The sequence below is a fragment of the Pyruvatibacter sp. genome (genome assembly GCF_040219635.1).
In the GTDB taxonomy this organism is placed as follows: Bacteria; Pseudomonadota; Alphaproteobacteria; order CGMCC-115125; family CGMCC-115125; genus Pyruvatibacter.
The window spans coordinates 141,943-165,874 of sequence record NZ_JAVJSC010000009.1 but is presented as its reverse complement, the minus strand read 5'-3'; the positions used below and the strand labels follow the sequence as shown (position 1 = coordinate 165,874).

Below are 23,932 nucleotides of genomic sequence, written 5' to 3'. Positions count from 1 at the left end.
AGGACGCGGGGTTATCAGGCGACGGTGCAGTTTCCCACGCACCCGGCGGCGCAGAAGCCCCGGTTTACGCGCGCTTGCGGTTGGATGTCGTCGTGGGGACTGCCATTGCTTCAGCGTTGCGTTCTGCGATGCGGGTGAGCAGGGCTTTGGTGCGCAGTTGGCCAAATACGTCAAGCGCCTGGGGAATGGCAGCGGAGGCCATGGCTGATGCGGTGTCGGTATCCATACCGTCTGCGAGTTGATCGTAGAAGGCGTTCACTTCCAGTGCGGCCATTGCGTCTGCAAGGTCGGCATATTTTTTCAGGTAGGATGGGCCGTAGCCTTTTTGCGTTGTGAAGCCAAGCGCCTGAATGTTGCGCCACGCGCATAACAACGCGGCGTCATGGGGGCTGAGGGTGGTTTTGCCATCGCTGGTTTGGGCAAGGGCAACAATGCCTGCGGCAGCCATCTCGCGGATTTCTGCAAGCGGCATACCGCTGTCTTCGCTGACCTTGTTGATATCCACCATGCTGCGGCCGGTGTCTGCGCCCAATCTGTTGGCCAACATGATGTCGAGGCCGAACAGGCCGGGCACCATGTCGGGCTCACGGTCTCCGGCTTGCTCGATCAGGCGGCGGATGACGCCGAGCGGCAAAAACCTTTCGCGCTGGAGGGTGCGGATGAGCGTTAGCCGACGCAGGTGATGCTCGCTGTAGATTGCTACATTGGTTTTGGGGCGGTCGGGCTCCGGCAGCAGTCCTTCGCGGATGTAATACCGAATGGTCTCGCGCCCGATACCGCTCTTTTCCTCAAGTTCTTTCATCTTCATGGGCAGCGTCTTTCCTGACAGGACGGCGTAACGGTGCGGATGTATGTTCTTTTATACGGAGCCACACTCCGCATTGATTGCGGAGTGACTTGAAAAGGTCAAGTGTTGCGCTTGTGAACAGACAATTTGGCGCAGCAAAGCTGGTGCTTTGGCGCATTTCATGCTTTGGAGCAGGGCATGGATTTTCCTGATGCGTTCCGATAGGCCATACGCAGCCCCGATATGACAAACATCCCTTTCCGCTTTTATTTCTCGCTTCGCAGCCCGTATGTGTGGGTGGCCCTTGAACGTCTTATGCGCGATTGCATTGATGTGGATCCCATTCCTGTCGTGGCGTTTCCTGATGGCATCGAGTTCAATGACCCTGCGGCCAATGCAGCCCGTCTGGCCTATCTGATTGAGGATGTGGCGCGTCTTGTTGCCCCGTATGGCCTGTCGCTCGCACCACCTACCGAAGGCGTCAACTGGGGCAAGGTTCACCGCACATTCGAGTTTGCCAAGCGGGCGGGCAAGGGCATGGCATTTGCCCATGCTGCTGCCCGCGCCCGGTGGACCGCGAGTGCCAACCTTGGACATGAGGAGGTGATTGCGACGCTCGCATCGCAAGTGGGCATTGACCCCGGCGGCGCTGTGGCGGCACTTACCGATGAAAGTCTGTATGCGGAGTTACTTGACGCTTACATGCCGCTTCTGGAAAAAGATCAGGTGTTTGGCGTGCCGTTTTTTGCGTTTGATGCGGGCGGCAAGACGCACCGGTATTGGGGGCAGGACCGGATTGACATGATGCTTGCGGATGCAGGGGATGCGGGCGTGGCGGCTCAGCCCGGGGCTTAGCTACCCTTCCGGGGCCACACAACATACAGCGCGCCGCCGATCTCGGTGGCAACGAATAGTGTCAGCATCGGCGTCGCACCCTGCCATATCCAGAACACCAAAATGGCCGCGATTGTTATGCGTGCATAGGCATCTGTCAGTGCAAACTCACGGATGGGGTAACGCAGCCGCACCAGTGCCCACATAACGGCCATGACGCCGACGATATTGATGAAGGCCCAGTGGATGGGGGCAAAGCCGGGCACGGCTCCCTGCAAGCCAAGCGCCACATGCAGCGCGTGCAGTATGGAAATATAGATTTCAGAAAAGAAGGGCAGCGCCAGCGGCGTGGTCAGCCACAGGTCCAGCCATGCCACACGGCGGGCCTGGGGCGCGTAACGCTGGCGGGCGGCATCGGTCGCAGCTTGTGTGTCACTCAACGCGACAGCTCACGCATGGCGCGGTCGAGGCCGTCCAGCGTTAGCGGGAACATGCGGTCGCCGATGATCTGGCGCATGATCTCGATGGACGGCGTGTACTCCCAATGGCGCTCGGCAACCGGGTTGAGCCACACAACGTTTTCATAGACCTGCTGCAGACGCTCAAGCCACACGCCGCCGGGTTCTTCATTCCAGTGTTCAACGGAACCACCTGCATAGGTGATTTCGTAGGGGCTCATGGAAGCGTCGCCAACGATGATGACCTTGTAGTCGGATGGATATTTATGCAGCACGTCCCATGTCGCCATCTTCTCGTTGTGGCGGCGGCGGTTGTCGCGCCACAGGTCTTCATAGAGGCAGTTGTGGAAGTAGAAATATTCCATGTTCTTGAACTCGGTACGGGCGGCCGAGAACAACTCCTCACACACCTTGATGTGCGGGTCCATGGAGCCGCCGACGTCAAAGAAAAGCAACGTCTTGATGGTGTTGCGACGCTCGGGCACCAGCTTGATATCGAGGTAGCCGCGATCAGCGGTGGATTTGATGGTGTCATCGAGGTCCAGCTCTTCGGCGGCTCCGTCGCGGGCCCATTTGCGCAGGCGGCGCAGGGCCACTTTGATGTTGCGGGTGCCAAGCTCGACTGAATCATCGAGGTTCTTGTATTCGCGCTTGTCCCACACTTTCACGGCCTTGCCGTGGCGGCCTTCCTTCTGGCCGATGCGCACGCCTTCGGGGTTGTAGCCTTCAGCCCCGAATGGCGACGTACCGGCGGTGCCGATCATCTTGTTGCCGCCTTCGTGGCGCTTTTCCTGTTCTTCGAGGCGCTTTTTCAGCTCCTCCATGATCTTTTCCCAGCCACCCAGGGCTTCGATCTCGGCTTTTTCCTCTTCGGTGAGGAACTTTTCGGTGAGTGCCTTGAGCCAGTCTTCGGGGATTTCAGACACATCCCCCTCGCCGAGGCTCTCTAGGCCCTTGAATACATGGCCGAACACCTGATCGAACTTGTCGAGGTTCTTTTCGTCTTTCACCAGCGCTGAGCGCGACAGGTAATAAAAATCCTCCACCTCGCGGTCGATGACCTCGGCGTCCATCGCTTCCAGCAGCGTCAGATATTCGCGCAGGGAAACCGGCATACCGGCGTTTTTGAGCTCATGGAAGAAATTGACGAACATGGGGACTACCTGAAGGCAAACGTGAAATGACAAGTTGTAGTAAAATCCCACGTCTTGCCCCCAAAGCGCAAGGTTGCGGGTGAAATACCTCTGTGCATGGAAAACGGGTGTACAGACACAAAAAGGGCGGCAATTCCTCAAGGAAACTGCCGCCCAAAATGTGCCAGGTGATTATTCCTGCGGGGGAAGGATCACGGCATCAATGATGTGAATGACACCGTTTGATGTTTCCACGTCAGTTGTGGAAATGGCGGCACCGTTGATTGTCGGCACGTCGCCGGTGGCATCAATGGTCACCTCGGCACCCTGCACTGTGGCAACGGTTGTCACCTTCCCGATGATATCGGCAGCCATCACCTTGCCCGGCACCACATGGTAGGTGAGGACACCGGCAAGAGCCTCTGTGTCTGCAAGAAGGCCATCAAGTGCGCCTTCGGGGAGGGCTGCAAAGGCTGCATCTGTCGGCGCAAATACCGTGAACGGGCCTTCGCTCTTGAGGGTATCAACCAGGCCTGCTGCCTGTACGGCCGCTACAAGTGTGTTGAAGTCGTCAGCGGCGACCGCTGTGTCCACCACATCCATCTGCACGGCTGCTTCCGTCATTGATGCGGCTTCTGCCTTTGCGCCGCTGTCGTAGCCGGAGCCTGCCAGGGCAGGGCCCGCAATCAGGCCGGCTGTTGCGGCCAGCGTCAACGCAAGAGACGTTCGTGTGAGCTTGGTCATAAAGGGGTTTCCTGTTGGGGTAAGCATTTACAAGTCCGGCGCCTGTTGGCGTCGGCGCAGCCATTTCAACGTGCTGCCCTTAAGGTACGCGGGGTGCGAAACGCCGGATCACGCAATCGGCTGCCGCAGGTGTGGTCATTGTGTGGCGGCAATGTGGCGGGTAGCTCAGGCTGGTTTGCGTATCGCCTGTTCAAGCTGGTTCATGAAGCGCGACCGGTCCGCTTTTGAGAACTGCGCGTTGCCGCCCGTCATGATGCCGGTTTCGCGCAGGTGCTGATTGAGCTCACGCGATGCCAGCGCGGAGCCGATGTTTTCAGGCGTGAATGCACGCCCGGTTGGCCCCAATACCTGTGCTGATTTTTCAAGACAGCGGGCGGCGAGCGGAATGTCGGCGGTAATGGCGATGTCTCCGGCTTCAATGTGCTCGGCGATCCAGTCGTCCGCGGCATCCGCGCCGTCTGACACCATGATATTTTTGACGTTGGGGTTGGTGCCAGTGCGCATACCTGAGTTGGAGACAAGAAACACAATCAGGTTGTGCCGCTCGGCGATGCGAATGGTTTCAGCCTTCACCGGGCAGGCGTCGCCGTCAATGTAGAGCGTTGGCATCGGTCGGTTTCCCGTCTTGTGGTTTGCTGCGCTGCATCCTAGCCCGCTGCGTGCGTGTGCCCTACGGTTGGTCTGCGATGAATCACAAGGAGAGAAACATGGCTGGAATGGGCTGGATACTTACAATCATTGTCGGTGGGCTTGCGGGCTGGATTGCTGAAAAGCTGATGAAGGCGGATCACGGGCTGCTGACCAACATTTTGCTGGGCATTGGCGGCGCGGTTGTTTTCAACTTCGTGCTGGGGCTGCTCGGCGTGGCGTTCGCCGGCATTATCGGGCAGCTCATCATTGCGGTGGCGGGTGCGTGTGCGCTGATTTACGGCTACCGGCTTATCCGCTCCTAGCGGACACCTAGCGACAGTTTCATTTCTTGAACGGCGGCGGCACGCAGTGTCGCCGCCGTTTGTGTATAGGCGGTGCGAGGAAGGGCGGCGAGGCGTTCTGCACCCTGCAAGGCGGCTGCATCCACGTTGTCTGTTACGTGATCCAGAAATCCTGCGGCCTGCGCATCATCGGGCGGCAGGAGGTCTGCCAGCGCGGTAGTGCGTGTCAGCCATGTGGGGGTGAGGCGATGGCGGGCCAGCGCGAGCGGCAGGCCGGGCAGGGGCATGCCGATGCCGACTTCCGAAAACCCGACCCGGTAGTTGCCTGGCGTGCCGATGCGCAGGTCTGACACCAAAAGCAGCATGGCACCGGCGGCAACAGCGTGGCCCTCCACCTGCGCGACAATGCGCAAATGTGAGGTGAACAAGCGCAACAACAGGTGTCCCATGGCATTGAGAAGATCCGCTGCTGCGGCTTCACCGTCTGCCAGAACGGCGTTGTCTAGACCCACGCAGAACGCGCCGCCGGGCTTACCCTTAAGGAGTATTGCCTCGACGGCCGGGTCTGCTTCGGCTTCATCAAGTGCGCTGGACAGCGCTGCGATAGCCTCGACCGTCAGCGCGTTGGGGCCTTTGCCCTCAATGGCAATGACGCTAACGGCTGAGGTCATATCGGAAGTCCCCGCTTCGCTAGTTGCGTTCGCGGCGGGCGAGGAAGGCCAGGCGCTCAAACAGGTGCACGTCCTGCTCGTTCTTGAGCAGGGCGCCGTGCAGCGGCGGGATCAGCTTAGTGGCGTCGCGCTCTCGCAGGGTTTCGGGCGAAATATCCTCGTTCATCAGCAGCTTGAGCCAGTCCAGAAGCTCTGACGTTGAGGGCTTCTTTTTGAGGCCGGGCACGTCGCGCATTTCGTAGAACACGTCGAGTGCTTCCTTCACCAGTCGCTCTTTCAGCTTGTCGAAGTGCACATCGACGATCTGCTTCATGGTGTCGGCGTCGGGAAACTTGATGTAGTGGAAGAAGCAGCGGCGCAGGAAGGCGTCGGGCAGTTCTTTTTCGTTGTTCGAGGTGATGATGACGATGGGGCGTTCTTTCGCCTTGATGACCTGATCGGTCTCGTACACGTAGAACTCCATGCGGTCGAGTTCCTGCAACAGGTCATTGGGGAACTCGATGTCGGCCTTGTCCACCTCGTCAATCAGCAGCACCACTTTCTGGTCGGCGTCGAAGGCCTCCCACAGTTTGCCCTTGTTGATGTAGTTGCTGATGTCCTTGACGCGCTCGTCGCCAAGCTGGCCATCGCGCAGGCGGGTGATGGCGTCATATTCATACAGACCCTGATGCGCCTTGGTGGTGGATTTGATGTTCCACGTAATCATCGGCAGGCCCAGCGACGACGCAATCTGCTCGGCGAGCACGGTTTTGCCGGTGCCTGGTTCGCCTTTTACCAGCAGCGGACGCTCAAGGGTGATAGCTGCATTCACCGCAACGCGAAGATCCTCGGTTGCGACGTAATCCTTTGTGCCTTCAAAACGCATCAACAAGTCCTGCCATTTTTCGATGTCGGGTTTTCGAGATCGGGTTTTCGAATATCTGAACGGGCGCAAACCTAGGGGCACGCGCGCCTGCGGGCAAGTCGCATGACACATGGTCAGTTATGCGGGTGGCCGGTCGGGCAGGAGCGCAGGTTGCCCGGCAAAAGCTGCCGCTGACGGCAGATAGTGCTTGGATGCCAATGACAAGGATTCTGCTAACTCATTGAAATTGCTTACGTAAAGTTCTGGCCCGGCGCTTGCTCATGTGGTCGTGAGTTTCTGCGCGTGCCACCCGGATTTGTCGGGGATGCCGCCAGCCATCTGACCGTCTTTAGGAGAGATCCGATGACCATCTTCGGCGCAATGACCACAGCCATTACCGGCCTCAAGGCCAATTCGAAGGCGCTGGGCCATATCTCAGACAATATCGCCAACACGCAGACCATCGGGTTCAAGCGGACCGAAACCAATTTCCGCGATCTGGTGACCTTTGCCACCTCGCGCAACAATGCTCCGGGTACGGTGCTGGCGGAAGCACGATTTACCAACACCGTTCAGGGCGCGCTGGAAGCCGCTCAGGTGCCCACGCACATGGCCATCAATGGTGACGGCTACTTCATGGTGTCTGAGCGGGTGGCCACGCTGGACAACTCGCCGGTGTTTAACCAGATCGACTATTACACCCGTCGCGGTGACTTTGAGGTGGACCGGTTCGGCTATCTGCAGAACGGTGCCGGCTATTACCTGCAGGGCGTGGAAATCAATCCACTGACCGGCAACAAGGTGGGCGACGTGCCGACGCGCATTCAGATTGAAAGCGACTTCGTGTCTGCGCGCCAGTCCACAACCATGGAATATACCGCCAACCTGGCATCGTTCCCCAAGACGGTGGTCGCAGATGCCAACACGCCCAACTCCGAACTGATGCTGGACGCGACCTTCACCAACAACCCGTCAACGTTTGGTGGTGACGGGTTTGTGCAGGGGCAGGACGAGCAGCTGTTTTTGGACCGCTCGCTCGCCGGTGGTGCCATCACCATGTATGACGCGATCGGCAACCCGGTGAATGTTGAAATGCGTTGGGCCAAGGTGAACAACACCGGCAACGGTGCGGCTCAGGCCGGTGGTGCTGACACCTGGAACCTGTTTTACCAGACCAGCACCACAGCCACGGGCGCAACCGCCAAATGGAACAATGTGGGCCAGGCTTACGTGTTCAATGGCTCAGGCGTTGCAACACCTGCTGTAACCTCGGCCACCGTCACCGGCCTTACAGTGGATGGCGTGAACCTTGGCAACATCACGCTCAATCACGGCTCCAACCAGATTACACAGTTTGCGGACACCAACGGCTCTGTGTCGGTAACGGAAATTGAACAGGACGGCTTTGCCTCCGGCGCTTTGGCCTCTATCGCCATTTCTGATGCGGGCCGCGTTGTGGGCACCTACACCAATGGCAAGCAGCTTGATCTGGCGGAAGTGACGCTGGTGAAGTTCAATGCCGACAACAAGCTGCGCAAGCTTGATGGCGGTGCCTGGGCTGCGACGCAGGATTCAGGTGAGGCCATTCAGGGGGCTTCCGGCGAGATTGTGGCGGAGGCGCGCGAAGCGTCCAACGTGGATATCGCTGACGAGTTTTCGAAACTCATCATTACCCAGCAGGCTTATTCAGCCACAACGCGCATCGTGACCACGTCAGACGAACTGGTCCGTGAAACGCTCAACATGAAGCGCTAAGGCACAAGCGCTCGTGATGGCGGCAGAAGCCGCCACCTCTCTTTCATTCGGTTCATTCAGGTTTTCAGGAAACCATGTCCCTCTCCAACGCCCTCAATGCCGCCGTCTCCGGGCTCAAGGCCAATCAGGCTGCGGTCGATCTTGCATCACGCAATATCGCCAACGCCACGACGCCTGGGTACACGCGCAAGGTTGGCAGCCAGACCAACCTCATTGCCGGTGGCGAAGGTATTGGTGTGTCTGTGCGGGCGGCCGTGCGCGAGGTGGACAACTATCTGTTTGGTCAGTTGCAGCGGTCGTCCGGCATTACATCCAAGCTGGATGTACGCTCGGAGTTTCTGACCCGCGTTGACCAGATGTTTGGTACGCCCGACAGTGAAACGTCGGTGGCAGCCTACATCAACCGTCTGGGCACGGCGTTTCAGGATCTGGCGACGACGCCTGAAAGCACCGTGACCCGTGAGGCCACGCTGGCGGCGGCAGAAGAAATGTCGGTTGAACTCAACCGCATGTCTGACGAAATCCAGCAGATGCGGCGTGAGACTGAGCGCCGGTTGAATGATGCGGTGTCACGCGCCAATGGTGCGCTGGAAAAAATCCACGATCTCAACCTCAAGATTTCAGCCAACCAGGGCGGCTCTATTGCCGACCTGCAGGACGAGCGTGATGTGGCGCTGCGTGAGCTTGCGTCGCTGATGGATATCCGCACGGTGGAGCGTGAAGGCGGGCGGCTTTCGGTGTTCACCACGGGTGGGAACCTGCTGCTGGATACACAACCGGCCAAGCTCTCGTTTGATGAGCACCCGACGCTTTCGGCATCCTCTTTTTACAATTCAGACCCTGCCTTGCGCGAGGTCGGTACGGTTACATTGCAGATTGGCGGCTCGGCGCCGATTGACCTTTTGCGTGATGGTACAATCCGGCAGGGCGAGATCGCCGGTCTTGTGGAAATGCGCGACACCACGCTTGTGGAAGCGCAGGCACAGCTTGATGAAATTGCCCACGCGCTTGCCAAGTCGCTGTCGGAAACTACCATCACATCGGCGGCAGTTGCAGGGCCGCCTGCGGGCTTTGATGTTGATCTGGCCGGGTTGCAGAACGGCGATCAGATAAACCTCACCTACACCCAAACGCCCGGCGGCACGCAGCGCCAGGTGACAATCATTCGGGTGGACGACCCCGCCACGTTGCCGCTTTCCAACACAGTGACACCCAATGCCGGCGACACGGTTGTGGGTGTTGCATGGGGTGGCAGTGCGGGCGCGTTTGCCACCAACCTTGATGCGGCCCTGGCGGCGGCCAGCATCAACATTGATACGTCCAACCCTGCGGGCACAACGCTGCGCATTGTGGATGACGGCGTTGGCGCAACCACCGATGTGGATGCGGTGACGGCCACGGTTACGGCTACAGGCCTGACCGGGCAGGGCACGGGATTGCCGCTGTTTGTTGATGGCATCAACGCGCAGGCAGCCTATACCGCGTCGCAGGACGGTGTAACGCAGAAGGTTGGCTTTGCCAGCCGTATTGCTGTGAATGCCAGCGTGGCGGCGGACCCGTCGTCGCTGGTGGTTTATTCAACGTCACCGGCAACGGATGCGGGTGATCCCGCCCGCCCGACAGATTTGCTTGAGCGTCTGACCGGTACGTCGCGGGCGTTTGACCCGGCAACGGGTATTGGCGGCACGGGCCAGCCTTTTGAGGGTGGCGTTGATGAGTTCGCCCGCCGGGTCGTGTCTTTCCAGGCCAATGAGCTGGTGCTCGCCAACCGGGCGCTGGACAGCCAGCAGGTTGTGCAGCTTGGGCTGGAAGAGAAAGTTCAGAACACCACGGGTGTGTCGATTGATGACGAAATGGCGCAGCTGTTGCTGCTGCAAAATGCGTATGCCGCAAATGCGCGGGTGATGTCGGCGGTTCAGGACATGATGTCCCTGCTGACAAGCATTCTTCGCTAGGCGGCGGGCGTTCACAGGATAATCAGGATCAGGCCATGCAGGTTCCCTCACTCCTCCAGTCGCTGACAACGCGCGATCAGATCAAGACCATGCAGCTCCAGTTGACGGATCTGCAGACGCAGCTTGCTACCGGCAAGAAGGCGCGCACCCATGCGGGCCTGGGCGTTGACGCGTCGCTGGTGCTCAATCTGCGTGCTGAACTCAACACCATGGACGGCTATATCCGCACCATCGACCAGACGCAGCTTCGGTTGACTACCACCCAGATGGGTTTGTCACGGATTGACGATATTGCTGCTGAAATGCGCACGGCGTCGCTGACTTCGGGCTACGAAACGCTCGACACCAAGCAGACACAGCTTCAGTTCACAGCGGCAGAGCGCCTTGAAGAAGTGCTGGCGGTGCTCAATACGGATATTGGCGGGCGGCATCTGTTTGGCGGTGCGGCCACGCAGACCCAGCCCGTTGAGCCAGCGTCCCGCATGATGGATGGTGACATCGGCCTGGCCGGGTTCAAGCAGATTGTCAGCGAACGTGCGCAGGCTGATCTGGGTGCGGACAATCGCGGGCGGTTGAACATTCCGGTGCCGGCGGGTGCGTCTGTGACCGTTACTGAAGACAACGCGCCACCGTTCGGGTTCAAGCTCAACGCGGCCGACACCAACATGAACGGCACGACGGTTGGTATTGCCGGTGTGCCGCAGGTGATGACGGTTGATTTTACAGCCACCTTGCCGGCGCATGGGCAGACACTGAACGTTTCGTTTGATCTGCCTGATGGCACCACTGAAACCCTTGAACTGCGGGCAATCACCACCGGCACGCCGAAAGCTGGCGAGTTTCTGGTGGGGGCGGATGCCAATGCCACGGCAGCGAACTTTCAAACGGCACTTGCAGCGGAAGTTGAAATTCTGGCGCAGACATCGCTCAAGGCGGCGTCGGCCCAGCGCGCTGCGACTGAGTTTTTTGAGTACGACCCGTCGAACCCGCCGCAGCGTGTGGACGGTCCGCCGTTTGCCACAGCAACGGGCGTGCGGGATGCGACAACGGCGGACACAGTGTTCTGGTACAAGGGCGACGGCACCACGACGCCGATCCGCAACAGTGCGCTGGCAAAAATTGATGGCGGGCGCACCATTGGCTATGCATCGCGGGCTGACGAAGGGCCTGTGCGTGACACAGTGAAGGCGCTGGCTGTATTGGCGGCGCTTGAGTTTCCCGAAGCGGATGCGTTGTCGCAGCGCGGCTACACTGAAGCAACGAGCCGGTTGAGCCGTGCGTTTGCGTTTGAAGGCACAACGTCACTTGCGGATGTGCGCACGCAGCTTGGGCTCAAGGAAAGCAGCCTGGCGAGAACCAAAGACCGGCATGAGCGCACGATCAACGCAACACAGCAGTTGCTGGCAGAAACCGAGAACTCGGATACCAACGAGGTGGGCTCAATGATCTTGCAGTTGCAAAACCAGTTGCAGGCGAGCTTCCAGGCGACGTCCATCGTCTCGCGACTGACGTTGACAAACTACCTCTAGGATCACGCTTAGCGTCTTCTTCGGCTCACGGAACACAAACACCATCCTCCGGCATGACTGGAGGATGGTGTTTTTCGTGAGGGAGCAGGGAGGCGGCAACGCCCACACACCTGTCACCCCGGACGTGATCCGGGGTGACAGGTGTGTGGGCGTAACTGGTTGCAGTTCTGCGCTACAAAACCAAAGTCGTGCGATGAGACCGGGGAAAGATCACGTGATGCGGTGGTGGTCGCAGTCAGCGGTGCCTAGGCTGGCTTCTGATAGAGGCCGGCGGCAATCTCGCGGTTGATGTTTATCAGCACATCGAGTTTTTCAGGCGCGGGGTTGGCCTGCACGCTGACAGTGTGCTTGAGAATGAAAATGCCCAGATTGGCGATGTTCTGCTTGATCTGGTCGGGCAGGGGGTTGTCTTCGCCTGTCACAGAGCCTGCAAAAACCGTCCACAGTTTGCGATTGTAAATGAGGGCGTTGCGCAAGGCGTCGCTGCGTGGATCAAACGGGTTTTTTGCTGCCTGAAGCTGCTGGGCAGCCTTGGTGAGCAGATTGGCTTCGTGTTCACGGGGGTTGGCGACAACTTTTGCTGTCTTACCGTACGCCTGCGCCGGATTGTGCATTCGACATCAGCTCCTGCTCATATTTGATGAGCTTCTTTGCTTCCTTGAGAGCTTTATAGAACGCGCCGGTTAAGATTTGATTGTTCATCCGCTCGATGTACTCAAGCGTGCTGGGTGCCGCGCCAATAATCTCGTTGGTGAGCTGAAAATAGACGCTGTGCTGTTCGGAGGGGTTGTTGCTCAAATACATGAGCTGAACCGCCAGGTAGAGCCTTTTGCACGGGGTGTCGGCGTCTTCGGGGCGCATGATGTCTTTTTCGCGCAGGATCGGGGCGGCACCTTCCACAAACAGCCGTGTGCGCTGATCGTCGTTGGTGATGACAGCGTTGCCCAGAATAAACCGCTCGCCGGGCTTGAGTTCGATTTTCAGCGCCATTGTCTCGACCTCCCATAGCGGCATCAGCCTGCCGTGTGATTCGTATGTCACAGTATAGGGGGGAACGCGGGCAGGGGCTGGCACAAAGAAAAACGGCGGTGCGTTCTGCACCACCTGACGGAGACGTCAACACACAGAAAAACGGCGGTGCTTTCTGCACCGCCGTTTTCCGTATGTGTAACCAGATGGCGTCGCCTTCGTGGCTTGGCCCTGGGCCAGGTCTGATTAGAACAGACGCAGCACGTTCTGGTCGGACTGTGAAGCCAGAGACAGGGTCGTGGTACCCAGTGACTGACGGGTCTGCAGAGCAAGCAGGTTTGCACCTTCAACGTTGGTGTCAGCGAGCGTGAGCTTGCCGGCGCCTGTTTCCAGCGTGTTGATCAGGTTCTTCGTGAAGTCCTGACGGTTTTCCACGATGGAGAGGTTGTTACCAAAGCTGGCAGACTGCTGACGCAGCGTTGACACGGCGGCGTCCAGAGAGGCCAAAGACGCCTCAATGTTGCTGTCGGTGCCAAAGTCAGCTTCCGTAGCTGCAGAGATGTTCAGACCGCCTGAAGATGTGTCCAGAAGCCGGGACGCAATTGTCAGGTTGGAAGACTGGTCTTCGTTGAAGTTCACCGTCAGGTCGTTACCGGCCTGAAGCAGGTTCACGCCCTTGAACGACGAGTCAGCAGCCAACTGGTCGATCTGTGTGCGCAGCGTGTTGAAGTCAGCCACAGCCGAGTCACGGTTCACACCGTTGGTAGCCGTACCTGCAACACCGAGCGTAGCAGCCGTCGAGCCGGTTGTGTCAGTAATGGTAAGGTCCTTACCATTCGTGCCTTCGACCTTCAGCTTGCCTTCCGACGTGATGGAAGCCGTTACGCCGGACAGGCCGTTAACAGCGGCAACAATCGCGGATACTGCCGTGGTGCTTGCACCAACAGTAACAGTGAGAGCTGTAGCCGTGCCAACCTGAACAGTGAAGATGTCACCAGCGTCAACACCAGCCGTCTGGCTGACGTTGGCAGTACCGGTAACGGAGCCTGAGCTCGTGATGCTGGAGGCAGTGACTTTGGTTGTCAGGGCCGTGCTGGCCGTTGACTTCAGGTTTTCCACGAGGGTCGTGATCGCCTTGATACCATCGTCGGCAGCTTTCAGCGTATCCACAGCCTGACCAATGTTGTCAGACAGAGCAGCAAGGTCATTGGCACGGTTGTTGAGGCCAGCGGCTGTGAAGAAAGCAGTCGGGTTGTCAATCGCGCTGTTCACTTTCAGGCCCGTCGAAAGACGTTCCTGGGTCTGTGACAGAAGCGAAGCTGTGTTCTGGAGAGAGGTAAGGTTGGAGCGCAGTGCACTCGAGAGAACGACGTCAGCCATGTGGCTATTCCTTTCCTAGGAAATACTGAACTAAACAGACCCTCTTTCTGAGGCGTCGGAAAACAATCTGGCGGAAAGGTCTTAAGGGTGGGTTACCGTGGCAGTACACGGAACAATATTTGGCGTGCATAAGGTTTTGTTCACCACGAAGAGCCAGGTGAGGCAACAAAAAGGGGCGAATGCTTTTTTTGCATCCGCCCCGATTTTTTTTGTTCGCGTGTGTATTCTAGAAGAGCTGCAGCACGTTCTGGTCGGCCTGGGCGGCCAGCGACAGGGCGGTTGTGCCCAGTGACTGCCGGGTTTGCAGGGCCAGAAGGTTTGCACCTTCCTGGTTGGTGTCGGCGATGGTCAGATTGGCGGCACCTGATGTAAGGGTGTTGATCATGTTGCCGGTAAAGTCAGACCGGGTCTCAACCACTGACAGATTGCCGCCGAACGTGGAGGACTGCTGCCGAAGCGTGTTGATTGCCTGATCGAGCTGGTCGATGGCATCAGAGATGCTGCCATCGGTTGCCCAGGCCTTGGCGACAATCTCAGAGATGTTGATGCCGGCCGCCGATGTATCAAGCAGCTTCGAGTTGATTGTCAGACTTGATGTCTGTCCTTCGTTGAAGAAAACAGTCAGGTCGTTGTCGGCCTGAAGCAGATTGACGCCCTTGTAGGAGGCATCTGCAACCAACTGGTCCATCTGCGTACGCAGACCGTTGAAGTCTGACTCGAAAGAACGGCGGTTGGTGCCGTTGGTGGCTGTGCCGGCGACACCCAAAGTGTTGGCCGCAGAGCCTGTTGTGTCTGTGATCGTCAGGTCTTCGCCGGTATCACCTTCAATCTTGATTTTGCCATCAGATGTCAGTGAGGCGGTGACGCCCGCAAGGGCGCTGATGCTGGCAATCAGCGCAGACACATGTGATGTGCTGGCGCCAACCGTGACAGCAACTGCTGCTGCGGTGCCGACCTGAATAGTGAAGATGTCACCCGCATCAAGGCCGGTGATGTTGCTGACGGCCGTCGTTGCAACATAGGCCGTGCCGTTGGAGCTGGTTGCAGACGACGCCTTGACCTTTGTCTCAAGCGCCTGGTTTGCCGTTGCCTTGGCATTCTCGATCAGCTTGATGACTGATTTGATGCCCTGGTCGGCTGCATCCAGTGTCTGGATCGCCTGATCCATAGATGTGAGCAGGGATTCAAGATCGCGTGCGCGGTTATTGAGGCCCTGCGCCGTAAAGAATGCGGTCGGGTCGTCAATGGCACTGTTCACCTTCAGGCCCGTGGCCAGTCGGTTTTGCGTCTGATCCAGAAGCTTTGCCGTGTTCTGAATGCTCAGAAGGTTGGCGCGGATACCCGCTGAAAGTACTACATCACCCATATCTCGTGTCCTCCTAGGACCAAACACCGGCGCCCTCACGATGAGGCAAGTGTCCCAATTCGTTACGCCGGATACTGCGCGTTAATGCTTAATCGCCCGTAAACATCGCCACCTAGTGTCCATCGTTTTGGGACACTGGCCATTTGGCCGATCCCGATGGGGGAGGTGGCTGGTTTGCGTTGACCAGCACTTGGCCCTTAAAGAGCACGAGCCGTGCCACTTCAAAATATCAATAAAATCAATATGTTATGTGTTCTGAGCGGCAACCGGCACGGTAGAGTTTGCCGCCATGCGGCACAAAATGCCGGGCAGTCGGCCGCGCTGGCCACGCTTGACTGACACCTGTTTGTGCCGGCAGCGCGGGGGCGTTCGGGGGGGGTGTCTAGCTGAACTCGCCGGTGCGGTAACGCTCGGCAAAAGCCTGCACATCACGGGTGATGATATCGACGATTTCGCTGATCGGCTGCTTTGCCTCAATGCCGACAAAGCGGGCCGACGGATACCAGGGGAAATGGTCGGTGCCCAACTGCATCGGGTGGTGGGCTTCGCCATAAAAGATGGCAGGGGTGCCAACCGCTGCCGCCATGTCGGCCACTGACGTGCCTGCGCTGATAACAAGATCGCAGGCTTTGGTAAGTGCGGCTGCTTCGTCCAGTTCGTCCTTGAGGTTGAGGCCCTCCATGACGTGCAACGTGAGGCCGGTTTTTTCGGCCAGGGCTTTCACTTCATCGCTGGGGTCATCGTATTGCAGATTGATGGCGGTGATGCCCGGCGTTGCAATCAGCCGCGCCCAGTCCTCAAGCTGTGAATAGGTGCGGTTGCGGGTGACGTTGCGGTGCATACTGCGCCAGGCAAGACCAACACGAATGCCGTCGCCAGCGGCCTCAACTTTTTCGCGCCAATAGGCCACGCGCTGCGGATCGGGTTTCAGGTAGCCATCTTCTGCGGGAAAATCTGCCAGTGACCGCCTGAAATGCGTGGCGAGCTGGCCTGCGGGCGTGGTGGTGCTGAAGTCAGGCGGGCCGTATGGAACCAGCGACGGCTTGGTGCGCTCTTCGCGCACGATCGCCTCTGGAAACGAGCGCTGATAGAGCGAAACAAGACGTTTGTCTGTTTCGATGATGACTTGTCCGGCGCGGGCGATCAGGTCAGGGATGCAGGACATAAAGCGCAGATCATCGCCGATGCCCTGTTCCTTCCAGACCAGGATCGAACGGTCGGAAATGTCTTCGCCCTGCCAGTGGCCGGTGTTGAACTGGCGCAGTGGCGTGCGCAGGCCTGCGTTAAACCCATGCGCATACAGATCCCAGCCATCTTCGATGTGACCATGAGCCAGCAGCAAGTGGGAAAGGTTTGAGCCTGCGGTTGAGTAGTCCGGGTTGATTTCCAGGGCGCGGCGGTAGAGGTCGGCCGCGCGGTCAAAGTCGCCAAAACGCTGAAACAGCACGGCCATGTTGAGGTAGCTCTGCTCAACATCGGGATTGATGCGCAGCGCCTCCATGCCTTCCTCAATCGCCTTCTCATACTCCTCGATGCCGATGTACAGGCCAACAAGGTTGGCCCAGGTGCGGGCTTCGGTGGGGGCGAGTATTTTCAGCTTTTCATAATGCGCAATCGCGTCGTCAAACCGTTCAAGGGTTTGGTACGTGAAGGCCAGCTTCAACAGCAAGGCCTCGTCGTTGGGCCGGTGCGCATAGACATGCTCAAGGATCGGCAGGGCGTCCTTGAAGCGTTTCATGTTGGCCAGCAAAAACCCCATCTTGAGCCGTGCCATGAGGTCGTCAGGGTATTCATCAAGCAGACCCTGCACGAGGGGCAGGGCTTCGCCGTTGCGTTCCAGATCAATAAGGATGCCGGCGTAAGAGGAGCGTGTGAGCCTGTCAGTGGGGTCAACATCCAGTGCTTTTTTGAGCACGCGCAGGGCATCGGGTCTGCTGTTCTGGTCCACACGTCGCTTGGCGACTTCACGCAGCATGAGTGCGGGTTCTTTCGCGTTGGCCGCGAGATATTCCAGATCGGCCACAATGGCGTTTTCGTTGCCCAGTGCCAGATTGAGGCTTAGGCGTTCAGCGCGCACCGGGTCCAGGGCCGGATCAATTTTCAGGGCGCTGGAAAACGCCGCGACAGACTCCTCCTTGCGATCAAGCTCGGTAAGCGTGTTGCCATAAAGAATGAGTGCGTCCAGGTCATCCGGCGTGATGGTCAGGCACTGCTCAACACTTCGGGCAGCAGCCTCAAACTCATTCAGTGCCTTGTAACAGCGGGCCAGATTGTAATGCGCCGCGGCCATGGTGGGATTAAGGGCAACGGATTTTTCAATAAGCTCACTTGCGGCGCGCGGGTTGCCGCGCTGCAAATCAAGTACGCCGAGCATGTGAATGGCCGAGGCGTGGTCGGGAGCTTTTTTCAGCACCCGTTTGTAGCCGCGTTTGGCCCGGTCCAGCTTGCCTTTTTGATGGCTTTCAATGGCGCGGCTGAAATCCTCGGCAACGGCGTTTGCTGTCGTTTGCGGTAAGGAACCGGACATAGGCAACCTCTTGCGAATCTGGATCAGGCAATAGTGCCCTACCTGATGTCGCAGATCGTGGTTACCGGGCTGTTAATTTGGCTCAGGCCTTTTTATCCACCGCCAAGCCCAGGTCTTCGCGCAGGCCACGGATCAGCCGTTGCATCTGTTCGGTGGGGAACTCGATCACGGTTTCGCCGGTGACCTTGCTCACGCCGCGCACGACTTCACGTTTGATGGTGTCATCAAATGTAATATCGAAGCTGACATTGAACGACAGGCGGGCTTCGAGTTTTTCCAGCACCTTTTGGAGTTGCGCGCTGTCCGATGCTTTTTTGGCGTCGGGGCCAGGTCGGCTGCTGCGTTCGGCAGGCGCAACAGCGCGCTGGCCGGCAACAAGGTCTGTGCTGGAGGTGGATATGCGTGGGGCCTGCGGTGCAGGCGCTACAACAGGCTTCGGGCCAGAAATACTTTCCATGGCAGCACCCTTTTCTAGGGTCGCGCCCCCCGGTTGAGCGGGCATCCCACTGCTCGCATGACTGCACGGGCAGACATGGGCACATTTTGCCCAGTCAGGAGTAAACGACGGCTTAATTGAGCCGTCGCAATGCAAGGTTTAGGTAACAGGCACGTGTGAGGGAACGGTTTGCTAAACGCGCTTGTCGAGTGCGATGGTGGCCGTTGCGGCCAGCGGCCGTTGCTTTGCTGTGGATTTGGGCGCGTAGCCGATTGTAGGTGCGCGCGCTTCGCTGGCAGCGCGAGCAGCGGCCGCTACAATCCCCTCGGATATTTCTTTCGCGGCACCCAGATAGCGCGTGTTGTCCTCAAGTTTGCTTTCAAGCGAGCCGATGGCGGCGCGCAGGCGGGCCCGCAGCGCGTCGGGCGCAGCATGAAGCCGCGACGGATCGGCCTTCAGGGCACGCACATGGCGGTGATAGTCCACGGCCAGTTGGGTTTTTTCCGCTTCCATGGCGCCGATCTGCGACAGCTTGTTCTCGCGGGCCAGCGTGTTTTCACGGGTGATGATGGTGTCCAGCGCGGTTGCAAGCGACGCCATATCCTCCAGAAAAGAGGCTGGTGGTTGCCAGAGTTGCGCGGGGGGCTGCTGCCGGGTCTGAGGATGCATTATCGTTCCTGGTTGTCGTAAGCATTTGCTGCGGTTGCGGCGCTGGTGCCAGGCACAGTCATCGGGCGGCTTGCAGCTTCCTGCTGCGCAATCATGGAGCGCATCACCGCATCAGCAATGCCGATGCCGCCGGATTGTGCAATGGAGCGGCCCATTTCCTGGCTTAACTGGGAGCGCCACATATCTTCTGCATGGCCGCCACCAAAAGGCTCTTCGCTTTTGAGGCCGGCAAACATCGCTTCGGTCATCTGGCCGATGAATACGGCTTCGAACTCCTGCGCTGTCTCGCGCATGGCCTTTTCGTTGCCTGTTGCGCGCGCGTTTGGAGCTTTGGCGAGTGCTGCGGGCAGCACCTGGCCGAACGGGTTTTGCGCGATGCCGGGGGAGAGTGTGAGGTCCATTACAGCACCTCAAGCTCAGCCTGCAGGGCACCGGCGGCGCGGATGGTCTGCAGAATTGAAATCATGTCGCGGGGGCCAACGCCCAGCGAGTTGAGGCCGTCCACGAGGCTTTCCAGTGTTACGCCCTCACGCAGCAGACCAAGACGGTTTTCGGCGTCATCGTCGATCTGAATGTCGGTGCGCGGCACCACAACCGTTTCGCCCTGTTCGGCAAACGGGTTGGGCTGGCTCACCTGCGGGGTTTCGGTCACACGAATGGTGAGGTTGCCCTGCGCAATGGCCACAGTGGAAACGCGCACATCCTTGCCCATGACGATGACGCCGGAGGCCTCATCAATCACGACTTTGGCAGGAGTATCCGGTGACACGCGAAGCTGTTCGATTTCCGTCAGCATACTGACGACGCTGCCGCGGCCCTTGTTGGGTATGTCAACGCTCACGGTTGACGGGTCAGACGCCTGCGCGGTGCCGGCGCCGACAAAAGTATTGATGACGTTGGCCATGCGCTGGGCGGTTGTCAGGTCAGGGTTGTGAAGCGACAGGCGCACTGTGTCCATATCTTCAAGGGCAAAGGCGATCTCGCGTTCAATGATGGCACCGTTGGGAATGCGGCCTGAAGTTGCAACGCCACGCTTGACGCTGGCACCGTCGCCTTCCGCACTAAAGCCTGAAATGGCCACAGGGCCTTGCGCCACGGCGTAAACCTCGCCGTCAGCACCCATCAGCGGTGTCACAAGCAGTGTGCCGCCGAGCAGGCTTTTGGCATCGCCAAGGGTTGAGACTGTAATGTCCATGCGGCTGCCCTGTGCGCCGAATGGCGGCAGGTTGCCGGTCACCATGACGGCGGCCACGTTGTTGGTGTTGAGGTTGGCATCGCGGGTGTTGACGCCCAGCCGCTCAAGCATCGCCTGGAGACTTTGACGGGTAAACGGCGCATTGCGCAGGCTGTCGCCGGAGCCATCAAGGCCGACCACAAGGCCGTAGCCGACCAGATGGTTTTCGCGGATGCCTTCAACGGAGGCCAGATCCTTGATGCGGGACGAGGCGTGCGCGGCGGTGGGGGCGAGCAGGGCAAACGCCACAAGGCTCACGGCAACGTGGTGCATCAACTGGCGGAAGGGAATGAGAGAGAACGGCATTTTCGGGTCTTTTCCGTTTCTTGCAAGGGTGCTTTCAGGTCAGGCAGGCACACCGGTGGTTTTGCTTTGCGTCCTACAAAGCGAAATGCGTGCCACGGCGCGCGATTTCTAAGTCTTTGAAAATACGTGCAAAAATGAAGTGCGATGTGGCAGGTGCCAGGCAAAGGCTGCCATTGAGGCCGGTAACGCGGCAGGTTTTGCCGGGGTGGTGGAGCGCTGTTAAGGCGGCGTTAAGCAGTTTGGCGCAGCGTGCTTTCAAGTGAAGTAATGATGCGCGCAGTGCGTGTCGTGATTGGCAGGAGCCAAAGGCAATGAAGGTCAGCGGCGCCGGACGCGCGCAGGGACCATCGGGTGCAGGGCGCACAGGCAAATCAAGGTCTGCGGGCGGTGAACGCTTTCGTGTTGCCGGTGGCGCGGGCGCTGAAACATCAAAAGGTGTTTCAGGAGTTGTGGCTGCAACACCGGTTGATGCACTGATTGCGCTTCAGGAAGTGGACACGGCAACAGACGGCAAATCGCGGGCGGTTGTGCGCGCGGAAGCCATGCTGGATGTGCTGGACGACCTCAAACTGTCGTTGCTGGCTGGCGGCATATCTAAGACCAAACTTTATGAGCTGGTGCGGCTGGTGGACCAGCGTCGCGATTCGCAGTCCGCTTTTGTGGACCCGCGCCTGGCCCAGGTGCTGGATGAAATAGAACTGCGTGCCCGCGTCGAGCTTGCGAAATATGAAAGCGTACTGACCCGATAGTTCCTTTTGCTGCAAGGCTTTTTGGGCTGTCCAGAGACTGTGGCAGAGCCGAATTATACAAATAATTCATGGACTAAGCGGCGGATGCGATGTTGTGCATCTGTCCACCCGCCGATATATTCCCGCGCCATTGAGCCTGTGTTTCCAAGTAGGGGTATGCAGGTGGCGCCAGTGAAGGGAGAGACACCGGTGACCGCAGAGTTGACGAAGGACTATGAGCCGTCTGACGACGAGCCATTCATGAATGATCGGCAGAAAGAGTATTTCCGCCGCAAGCTGCTCGACTGGAAGGAAGACATCCTCCGCGAGACGCGCGAAACCATCAGCCATCTGCAGGAAGATACATCACATCATCCCGACCTGACGGATCGTGCATCGTCGGAAACAGAGCGCTCGCTTGAGTTGCGCGCGCGTGACCGGCAACGCAAGCTCGTCAACAAAATCAATTCAGCCCTCAAGCGTCTTGAGGACGGGTCCTACGGCTATTGCGAAGAAACGGGCGAACCCATCGGCCTCAAGCGGCTTTCCGCCCGGCCGATTGCAACGCTATCCATTGAGGCGCAGGAGGCCCACGAGCGTCGCGAGAAAGTGTATCGCGACGACTAGGCCTTCACGCGAGGCGGGCTGATGTCGGCCAAGCCAGCGTTACTCACCTTAAAAACAAGAACGGCGTGTGAGCTTGTTTGCTCACACGCCGTTTTGGGTTTGCACCACCTCCCGCATGTTTGACGTGCGGGTCCCGATGGCGGTGCAGGTGGAGAGGGCGGCCTGAACGCCCGCTCCGTCAGCTCGTCTTGATCGTGCCGTCGAGGGCTGATCTAGAACGGCATGATGATGTCGAACACCTGCTGGCCATAGCGCGGCTGCTGCACATCGGTGATCTGGCCGCGGCCACCGTACGAAATACGGGCTTCGGCGATCTGGGTATGGTTGATGGTGTTCTGGTTGGAGATGTCTTCCGGGCGAATGACACCCGCCACCAGAAGTTCGCGCACTTCATAGTTCACACGCACTTCCTGCTTGCCCTGAATGACCAGATTTCCGTTTGGCAAAATCTGCGTGACAATGGCGGCCACTGTGAGGTTGACGGTTTCTTCGCGGTCAACCGAGCCTGCCCCCCGGCTGGCGCTGGTTGAATCAAGGCCCACCAGGTTGGCATTATCCACCTGGTCGGGAAGAAAGCGATCAAGGTTCTGGGCGTAGCCGAACAGGTTGTTGAGGCCGGCGTCTTCCGAGTTGGAGCGTGACCGCTCGGTGGTGTTTTCAATTTCTGCCTTGTCGGTGATCTCAATGGTCACCGTCAGAATGTCGCCAACGGTTGAGGCGCGCTGATCGCGGAAGAACGCACGGCTGCCAGCACGCCACAACGAGTTGGGCTGATAGCTCACGGTTTCAGGTTCGGGCATCGGCAGCGACACGGTTTGCACTTCTGCGCGTGATGCAGGGTTTTGAATGGGCGTCAGGTCTGGGGCCTTGCCGATGTTCTGCAGGCGGTCTGCGGCGTTGCAGGCGACCAGCGAAAGGGCGAGGCCGCTGATGGCGGCAAGGCGGAAAACTGAACGGTAGGTCAATGTCATCGGTTTCATCCTTCAGGCTTGGACGGGGTGTATGCCGGAGGGGGGCGGGTGCCCCCGGCAGATAAGAAACGGGTTACTCGGTAGCGCGACCTGCGACCTGCACAGGTGCGCTGCTTTCCACCACCACGCGGTCTGGCGTGATGACGCGCGCATGGACGGTGCGGTGCGAGCGGGTGTTGATGACGCGCACAAGGCCGCCGATCGGGGCGTCTTCAAGCGCGCGGCCGGTGGCGGTCAGAACCATGCCAGGCATTTCAAACAGCAGAGTGACGCGAGCATCTTTTTCAACGGCGACCGGCAGGTGAAGATCCGAAACACGCACGGACTGGCCACGGCGCAGCGCGGTGCGCGGTGCCATGCCCACCAGGTCTGATCTGGACAGGGCGGTGCCCGGTGCAATGCGGGCGACTTCCATGTCGATCATGGTCAGCATGTCGTCACGCATGACTTCACCGCGTGCGACGGGGCCTGCGGGCACAGGCACCTTGCGGGTCAGGGTTGCGCGTCCGGTCAGGTGCCGGGGTTTGGCACCGCGCGCGTCCGCTTTGACATGGGCGTTGAAGTGGCCTGTGCGGGCATCAAAAGTGAGGTCGGTGACGATGACGCGGGGGGCTGTGCCTTTGGCAACGTAAAGCGCCTCTGCTTCACGGTCGAGTTCGACCAGAAACGATGTGTCTGCGGTGTTCTGTTGGCGCGACAGTTCAAGGGCAATCGCCTCGTGCACCTGTGCTGCTGTAACGGGGGTGCCGTCGCGATTAACGATAAGGTGTGTGTAGCGCTCGTGATTGGGCCACAGCAGGCCTGCCGCGCGGGCGGCATTGGCAACATGTGCTGAGTTGATCGCCGCACGCTGGCCGGGGGCTGGCGCACGCGAGACAGGGGTGGAGGCCTTGTCGCCTGCGTTCATGAAGAGGTCGCCAAGCGTCACGGTATCGCCAACAACAATCGCCTTGTCGCGCAGCACGGCCTCTGTCGGGGCTGCGGCCAGCGGGCTGATGCCAATGGCGAGCGCGGCAAATGCGGCGGATACGATCAGGGTACGGAGCGGTTTCATTTTCGTGGCTTTCTTCACACGTG

Annotated in this window: 25 protein-coding genes; 7 read left to right on the top strand and 18 right to left on the bottom strand. The window is 59.0% G+C overall.

Annotated elements, in window-relative coordinates; all coding sequences use genetic code 11:
* Positions 1-64: 64 nt before the first annotated feature.
* The gene (locus RIB87_RS13025) at positions 65-808 is read right to left on the bottom strand and encodes a MerR family transcriptional regulator (protein WP_350147348.1); all 744 of its coding nucleotides are present in this window, start codon (positions 806-808) and stop codon (positions 65-67) included.
* A gap of 222 nt (positions 809-1,030) precedes the next feature.
* Here RIB87_RS13025 and RIB87_RS13020 point away from each other — a divergent pair, with 222 nt between their 5' ends.
* Positions 1,031-1,642, top strand: a complete 612-nt coding sequence (locus tag RIB87_RS13020) for a DsbA family protein (protein WP_350147346.1) — start codon at positions 1,031-1,033, stop codon at positions 1,640-1,642.
* On the opposite strand, the gene RIB87_RS13015 is transcribed toward RIB87_RS13020, so the two are convergent.
* The 4 genes from RIB87_RS13015 to RIB87_RS13000 all read right to left on the bottom strand — a co-directional run bounded on the left by RIB87_RS13015 (position 1,639) and on the right by RIB87_RS13000 (position 4,565).
* The gene (locus RIB87_RS13015) at positions 1,639-2,061 is read right to left on the bottom strand and encodes a hypothetical protein (protein ID WP_350147344.1); all 423 of its coding nucleotides are present in this window, start codon (positions 2,059-2,061) and stop codon (positions 1,639-1,641) included. The two genes, RIB87_RS13020 and RIB87_RS13015, sit on opposite strands and share 4 nt — an antisense overlap.
* The gene (locus RIB87_RS13010) at positions 2,058-3,233 is read right to left on the bottom strand and encodes a vWA domain-containing protein (protein WP_350147342.1); all 1,176 of its coding nucleotides are present in this window, start codon (positions 3,231-3,233) and stop codon (positions 2,058-2,060) included. The genes RIB87_RS13015 and RIB87_RS13010 overlap by 4 nt, the downstream gene beginning before the upstream one ends.
* A 171-nt stretch (positions 3,234-3,404) precedes the next feature.
* Positions 3,405-3,956, bottom strand: coding sequence for a fasciclin domain-containing protein (locus RIB87_RS13005; protein WP_350147340.1), 552 nt, complete (start codon positions 3,954-3,956; stop codon positions 3,405-3,407).
* Positions 3,957-4,121: 165 nt separating this feature from the next.
* Positions 4,122-4,565, bottom strand: coding sequence for a YaiI/YqxD family protein (locus RIB87_RS13000; protein WP_350147338.1), 444 nt, complete (start codon positions 4,563-4,565; stop codon positions 4,122-4,124).
* 98 nt (positions 4,566-4,663) lie between these two features.
* Between RIB87_RS13000 and RIB87_RS12995 the strand changes: the two genes are divergently transcribed.
* Complete coding sequence (locus tag RIB87_RS12995; protein ID WP_350147335.1) at positions 4,664-4,909, top strand: GlsB/YeaQ/YmgE family stress response membrane protein; 246 nt, start codon at positions 4,664-4,666, stop codon at positions 4,907-4,909.
* Here the strand turns inward: RIB87_RS12995 and RIB87_RS12990 are convergent.
* Positions 4,906-5,559: an enoyl-CoA hydratase-related protein gene (locus RIB87_RS12990; RefSeq protein ID WP_350147333.1), complete on the bottom strand. Its 654-nt coding sequence runs from the start codon at positions 5,557-5,559 to the stop codon at positions 4,906-4,908. The genes RIB87_RS12995 and RIB87_RS12990 overlap by 4 nt on opposite strands.
* Positions 5,560-5,578: 19 nt before the next feature.
* Positions 5,579-6,424 carry an AAA family ATPase gene (locus tag RIB87_RS12985; protein ID WP_350147331.1) on the bottom strand — a complete coding sequence of 282 codons (846 nt, stop codon included), beginning with the start codon at positions 6,422-6,424 and terminating at the stop codon, positions 5,579-5,581.
* A 342-nt stretch (positions 6,425-6,766) separates the two neighbouring features.
* On the opposite strand from RIB87_RS12985, the gene RIB87_RS12980 reads away from it, so the two are divergent.
* The 3 genes from RIB87_RS12980 to RIB87_RS12970 all read left to right on the top strand — a co-directional run bounded on the left by RIB87_RS12980 (position 6,767) and on the right by RIB87_RS12970 (position 11,642).
* A complete protein-coding gene (locus tag RIB87_RS12980) occupies positions 6,767-8,158 on the top strand; it encodes a flagellar hook protein FlgE (protein WP_350147329.1) in 1,392 nt (463 codons plus the stop codon).
* A 74-nt stretch (positions 8,159-8,232) separates the two neighbouring features.
* Positions 8,233-10,113, top strand: coding sequence for a flagellar hook-associated protein FlgK (gene flgK, locus RIB87_RS12975; RefSeq protein WP_350147327.1), 1,881 nt, complete (start codon positions 8,233-8,235; stop codon positions 10,111-10,113).
* Positions 10,114-10,148: 35 nt separating this feature from the next.
* A complete protein-coding gene (locus RIB87_RS12970) occupies positions 10,149-11,642 on the top strand; it encodes a flagellin N-terminal helical domain-containing protein (RefSeq protein WP_350147325.1) in 1,494 nt (497 codons plus the stop codon).
* Between the two features lie 245 nt (positions 11,643-11,887).
* Here the strand turns inward: RIB87_RS12970 and flaF are convergent, their stop codons facing one another.
* The 9 genes from flaF to RIB87_RS12925 all read right to left on the bottom strand — a co-directional run bounded on the left by flaF (position 11,888) and on the right by RIB87_RS12925 (position 20,529).
* A complete protein-coding gene (gene flaF / locus RIB87_RS12965) occupies positions 11,888-12,256 on the bottom strand; it encodes a flagellar biosynthesis regulator FlaF (protein ID WP_350147323.1) in 369 nt (122 codons plus the stop codon).
* Entirely contained in the window at positions 12,228-12,632 is a 405-nt protein-coding gene (flbT, locus tag RIB87_RS12960; RefSeq protein WP_350147321.1) for a flagellar biosynthesis repressor FlbT, read from the bottom strand. Before flbT ends, flaF begins: the two co-directional genes overlap by 29 nt.
* Before the next feature lie 225 nt (positions 12,633-12,857).
* The gene (locus RIB87_RS12955; protein ID WP_350147319.1) at positions 12,858-13,991 is read right to left on the bottom strand and encodes a flagellin N-terminal helical domain-containing protein; all 1,134 of its coding nucleotides are present in this window, start codon (positions 13,989-13,991) and stop codon (positions 12,858-12,860) included.
* A gap of 226 nt (positions 13,992-14,217) precedes the next feature.
* The gene (locus RIB87_RS12950; protein WP_350147317.1) at positions 14,218-15,357 is read right to left on the bottom strand and encodes a flagellin N-terminal helical domain-containing protein; all 1,140 of its coding nucleotides are present in this window, start codon (positions 15,355-15,357) and stop codon (positions 14,218-14,220) included.
* 382 nt (positions 15,358-15,739) lie between these two features.
* A complete protein-coding gene (locus tag RIB87_RS12945) occupies positions 15,740-17,884 on the bottom strand; it encodes a tetratricopeptide repeat protein (RefSeq protein ID WP_350147315.1) in 2,145 nt (714 codons plus the stop codon).
* A gap of 82 nt (positions 17,885-17,966) precedes the next feature.
* Entirely contained in the window at positions 17,967-18,341 is a 375-nt protein-coding gene (locus RIB87_RS12940) for a flagellar protein FlaG (RefSeq protein ID WP_350147313.1), read from the bottom strand.
* A gap of 171 nt (positions 18,342-18,512) precedes the next feature.
* Complete coding sequence (locus RIB87_RS12935) at positions 18,513-18,920, bottom strand: hypothetical protein (protein ID WP_350147311.1); 408 nt, start codon at positions 18,918-18,920, stop codon at positions 18,513-18,515.
* Between the two features lie 68 nt (positions 18,921-18,988).
* The gene (locus tag RIB87_RS12930; RefSeq protein ID WP_350147309.1) at positions 18,989-19,390 is read right to left on the bottom strand and encodes a rod-binding protein; all 402 of its coding nucleotides are present in this window, start codon (positions 19,388-19,390) and stop codon (positions 18,989-18,991) included.
* Entirely contained in the window at positions 19,390-20,529 is a 1,140-nt protein-coding gene (locus tag RIB87_RS12925; RefSeq protein ID WP_350147307.1) for a flagellar basal body P-ring protein FlgI, read from the bottom strand. The genes RIB87_RS12930 and RIB87_RS12925 overlap by 1 nt, the downstream gene beginning before the upstream one ends.
* A 311-nt stretch (positions 20,530-20,840) precedes the next feature.
* On the opposite strand from RIB87_RS12925, the gene RIB87_RS12920 reads away from it, so the two are divergent.
* Positions 20,841-21,278 (top strand): flagellar assembly protein FliX, encoded by a 438-nt coding sequence (locus RIB87_RS12920; RefSeq protein WP_350147305.1) that lies wholly within the window; start codon positions 20,841-20,843, stop codon positions 21,276-21,278.
* Positions 21,279-21,518: 240 nt separating this feature from the next.
* On the top strand, positions 21,519-21,884 hold the full coding sequence (gene dksA, locus RIB87_RS12915; protein WP_502943267.1) for an RNA polymerase-binding protein DksA: 366 nt from the start codon (positions 21,519-21,521) through the stop codon (positions 21,882-21,884).
* A 212-nt stretch (positions 21,885-22,096) separates the two neighbouring features.
* Here the strand turns inward: dksA and flgH are convergent, their stop codons facing one another.
* Together flgH and flgA are read right to left on the bottom strand one after the other, a co-directional pair.
* On the bottom strand, positions 22,097-22,855 hold the full coding sequence (flgH, locus tag RIB87_RS12910) for a flagellar basal body L-ring protein FlgH (RefSeq protein WP_350147301.1): 759 nt from the start codon (positions 22,853-22,855) through the stop codon (positions 22,097-22,099).
* A gap of 73 nt (positions 22,856-22,928) precedes the next feature.
* Positions 22,929-23,909, bottom strand: a complete 981-nt coding sequence (gene flgA, locus RIB87_RS12905) for a flagellar basal body P-ring formation chaperone FlgA (protein WP_350147298.1) — start codon at positions 23,907-23,909, stop codon at positions 22,929-22,931.
* Positions 23,910-23,932 lie beyond the last annotated feature (23 nt).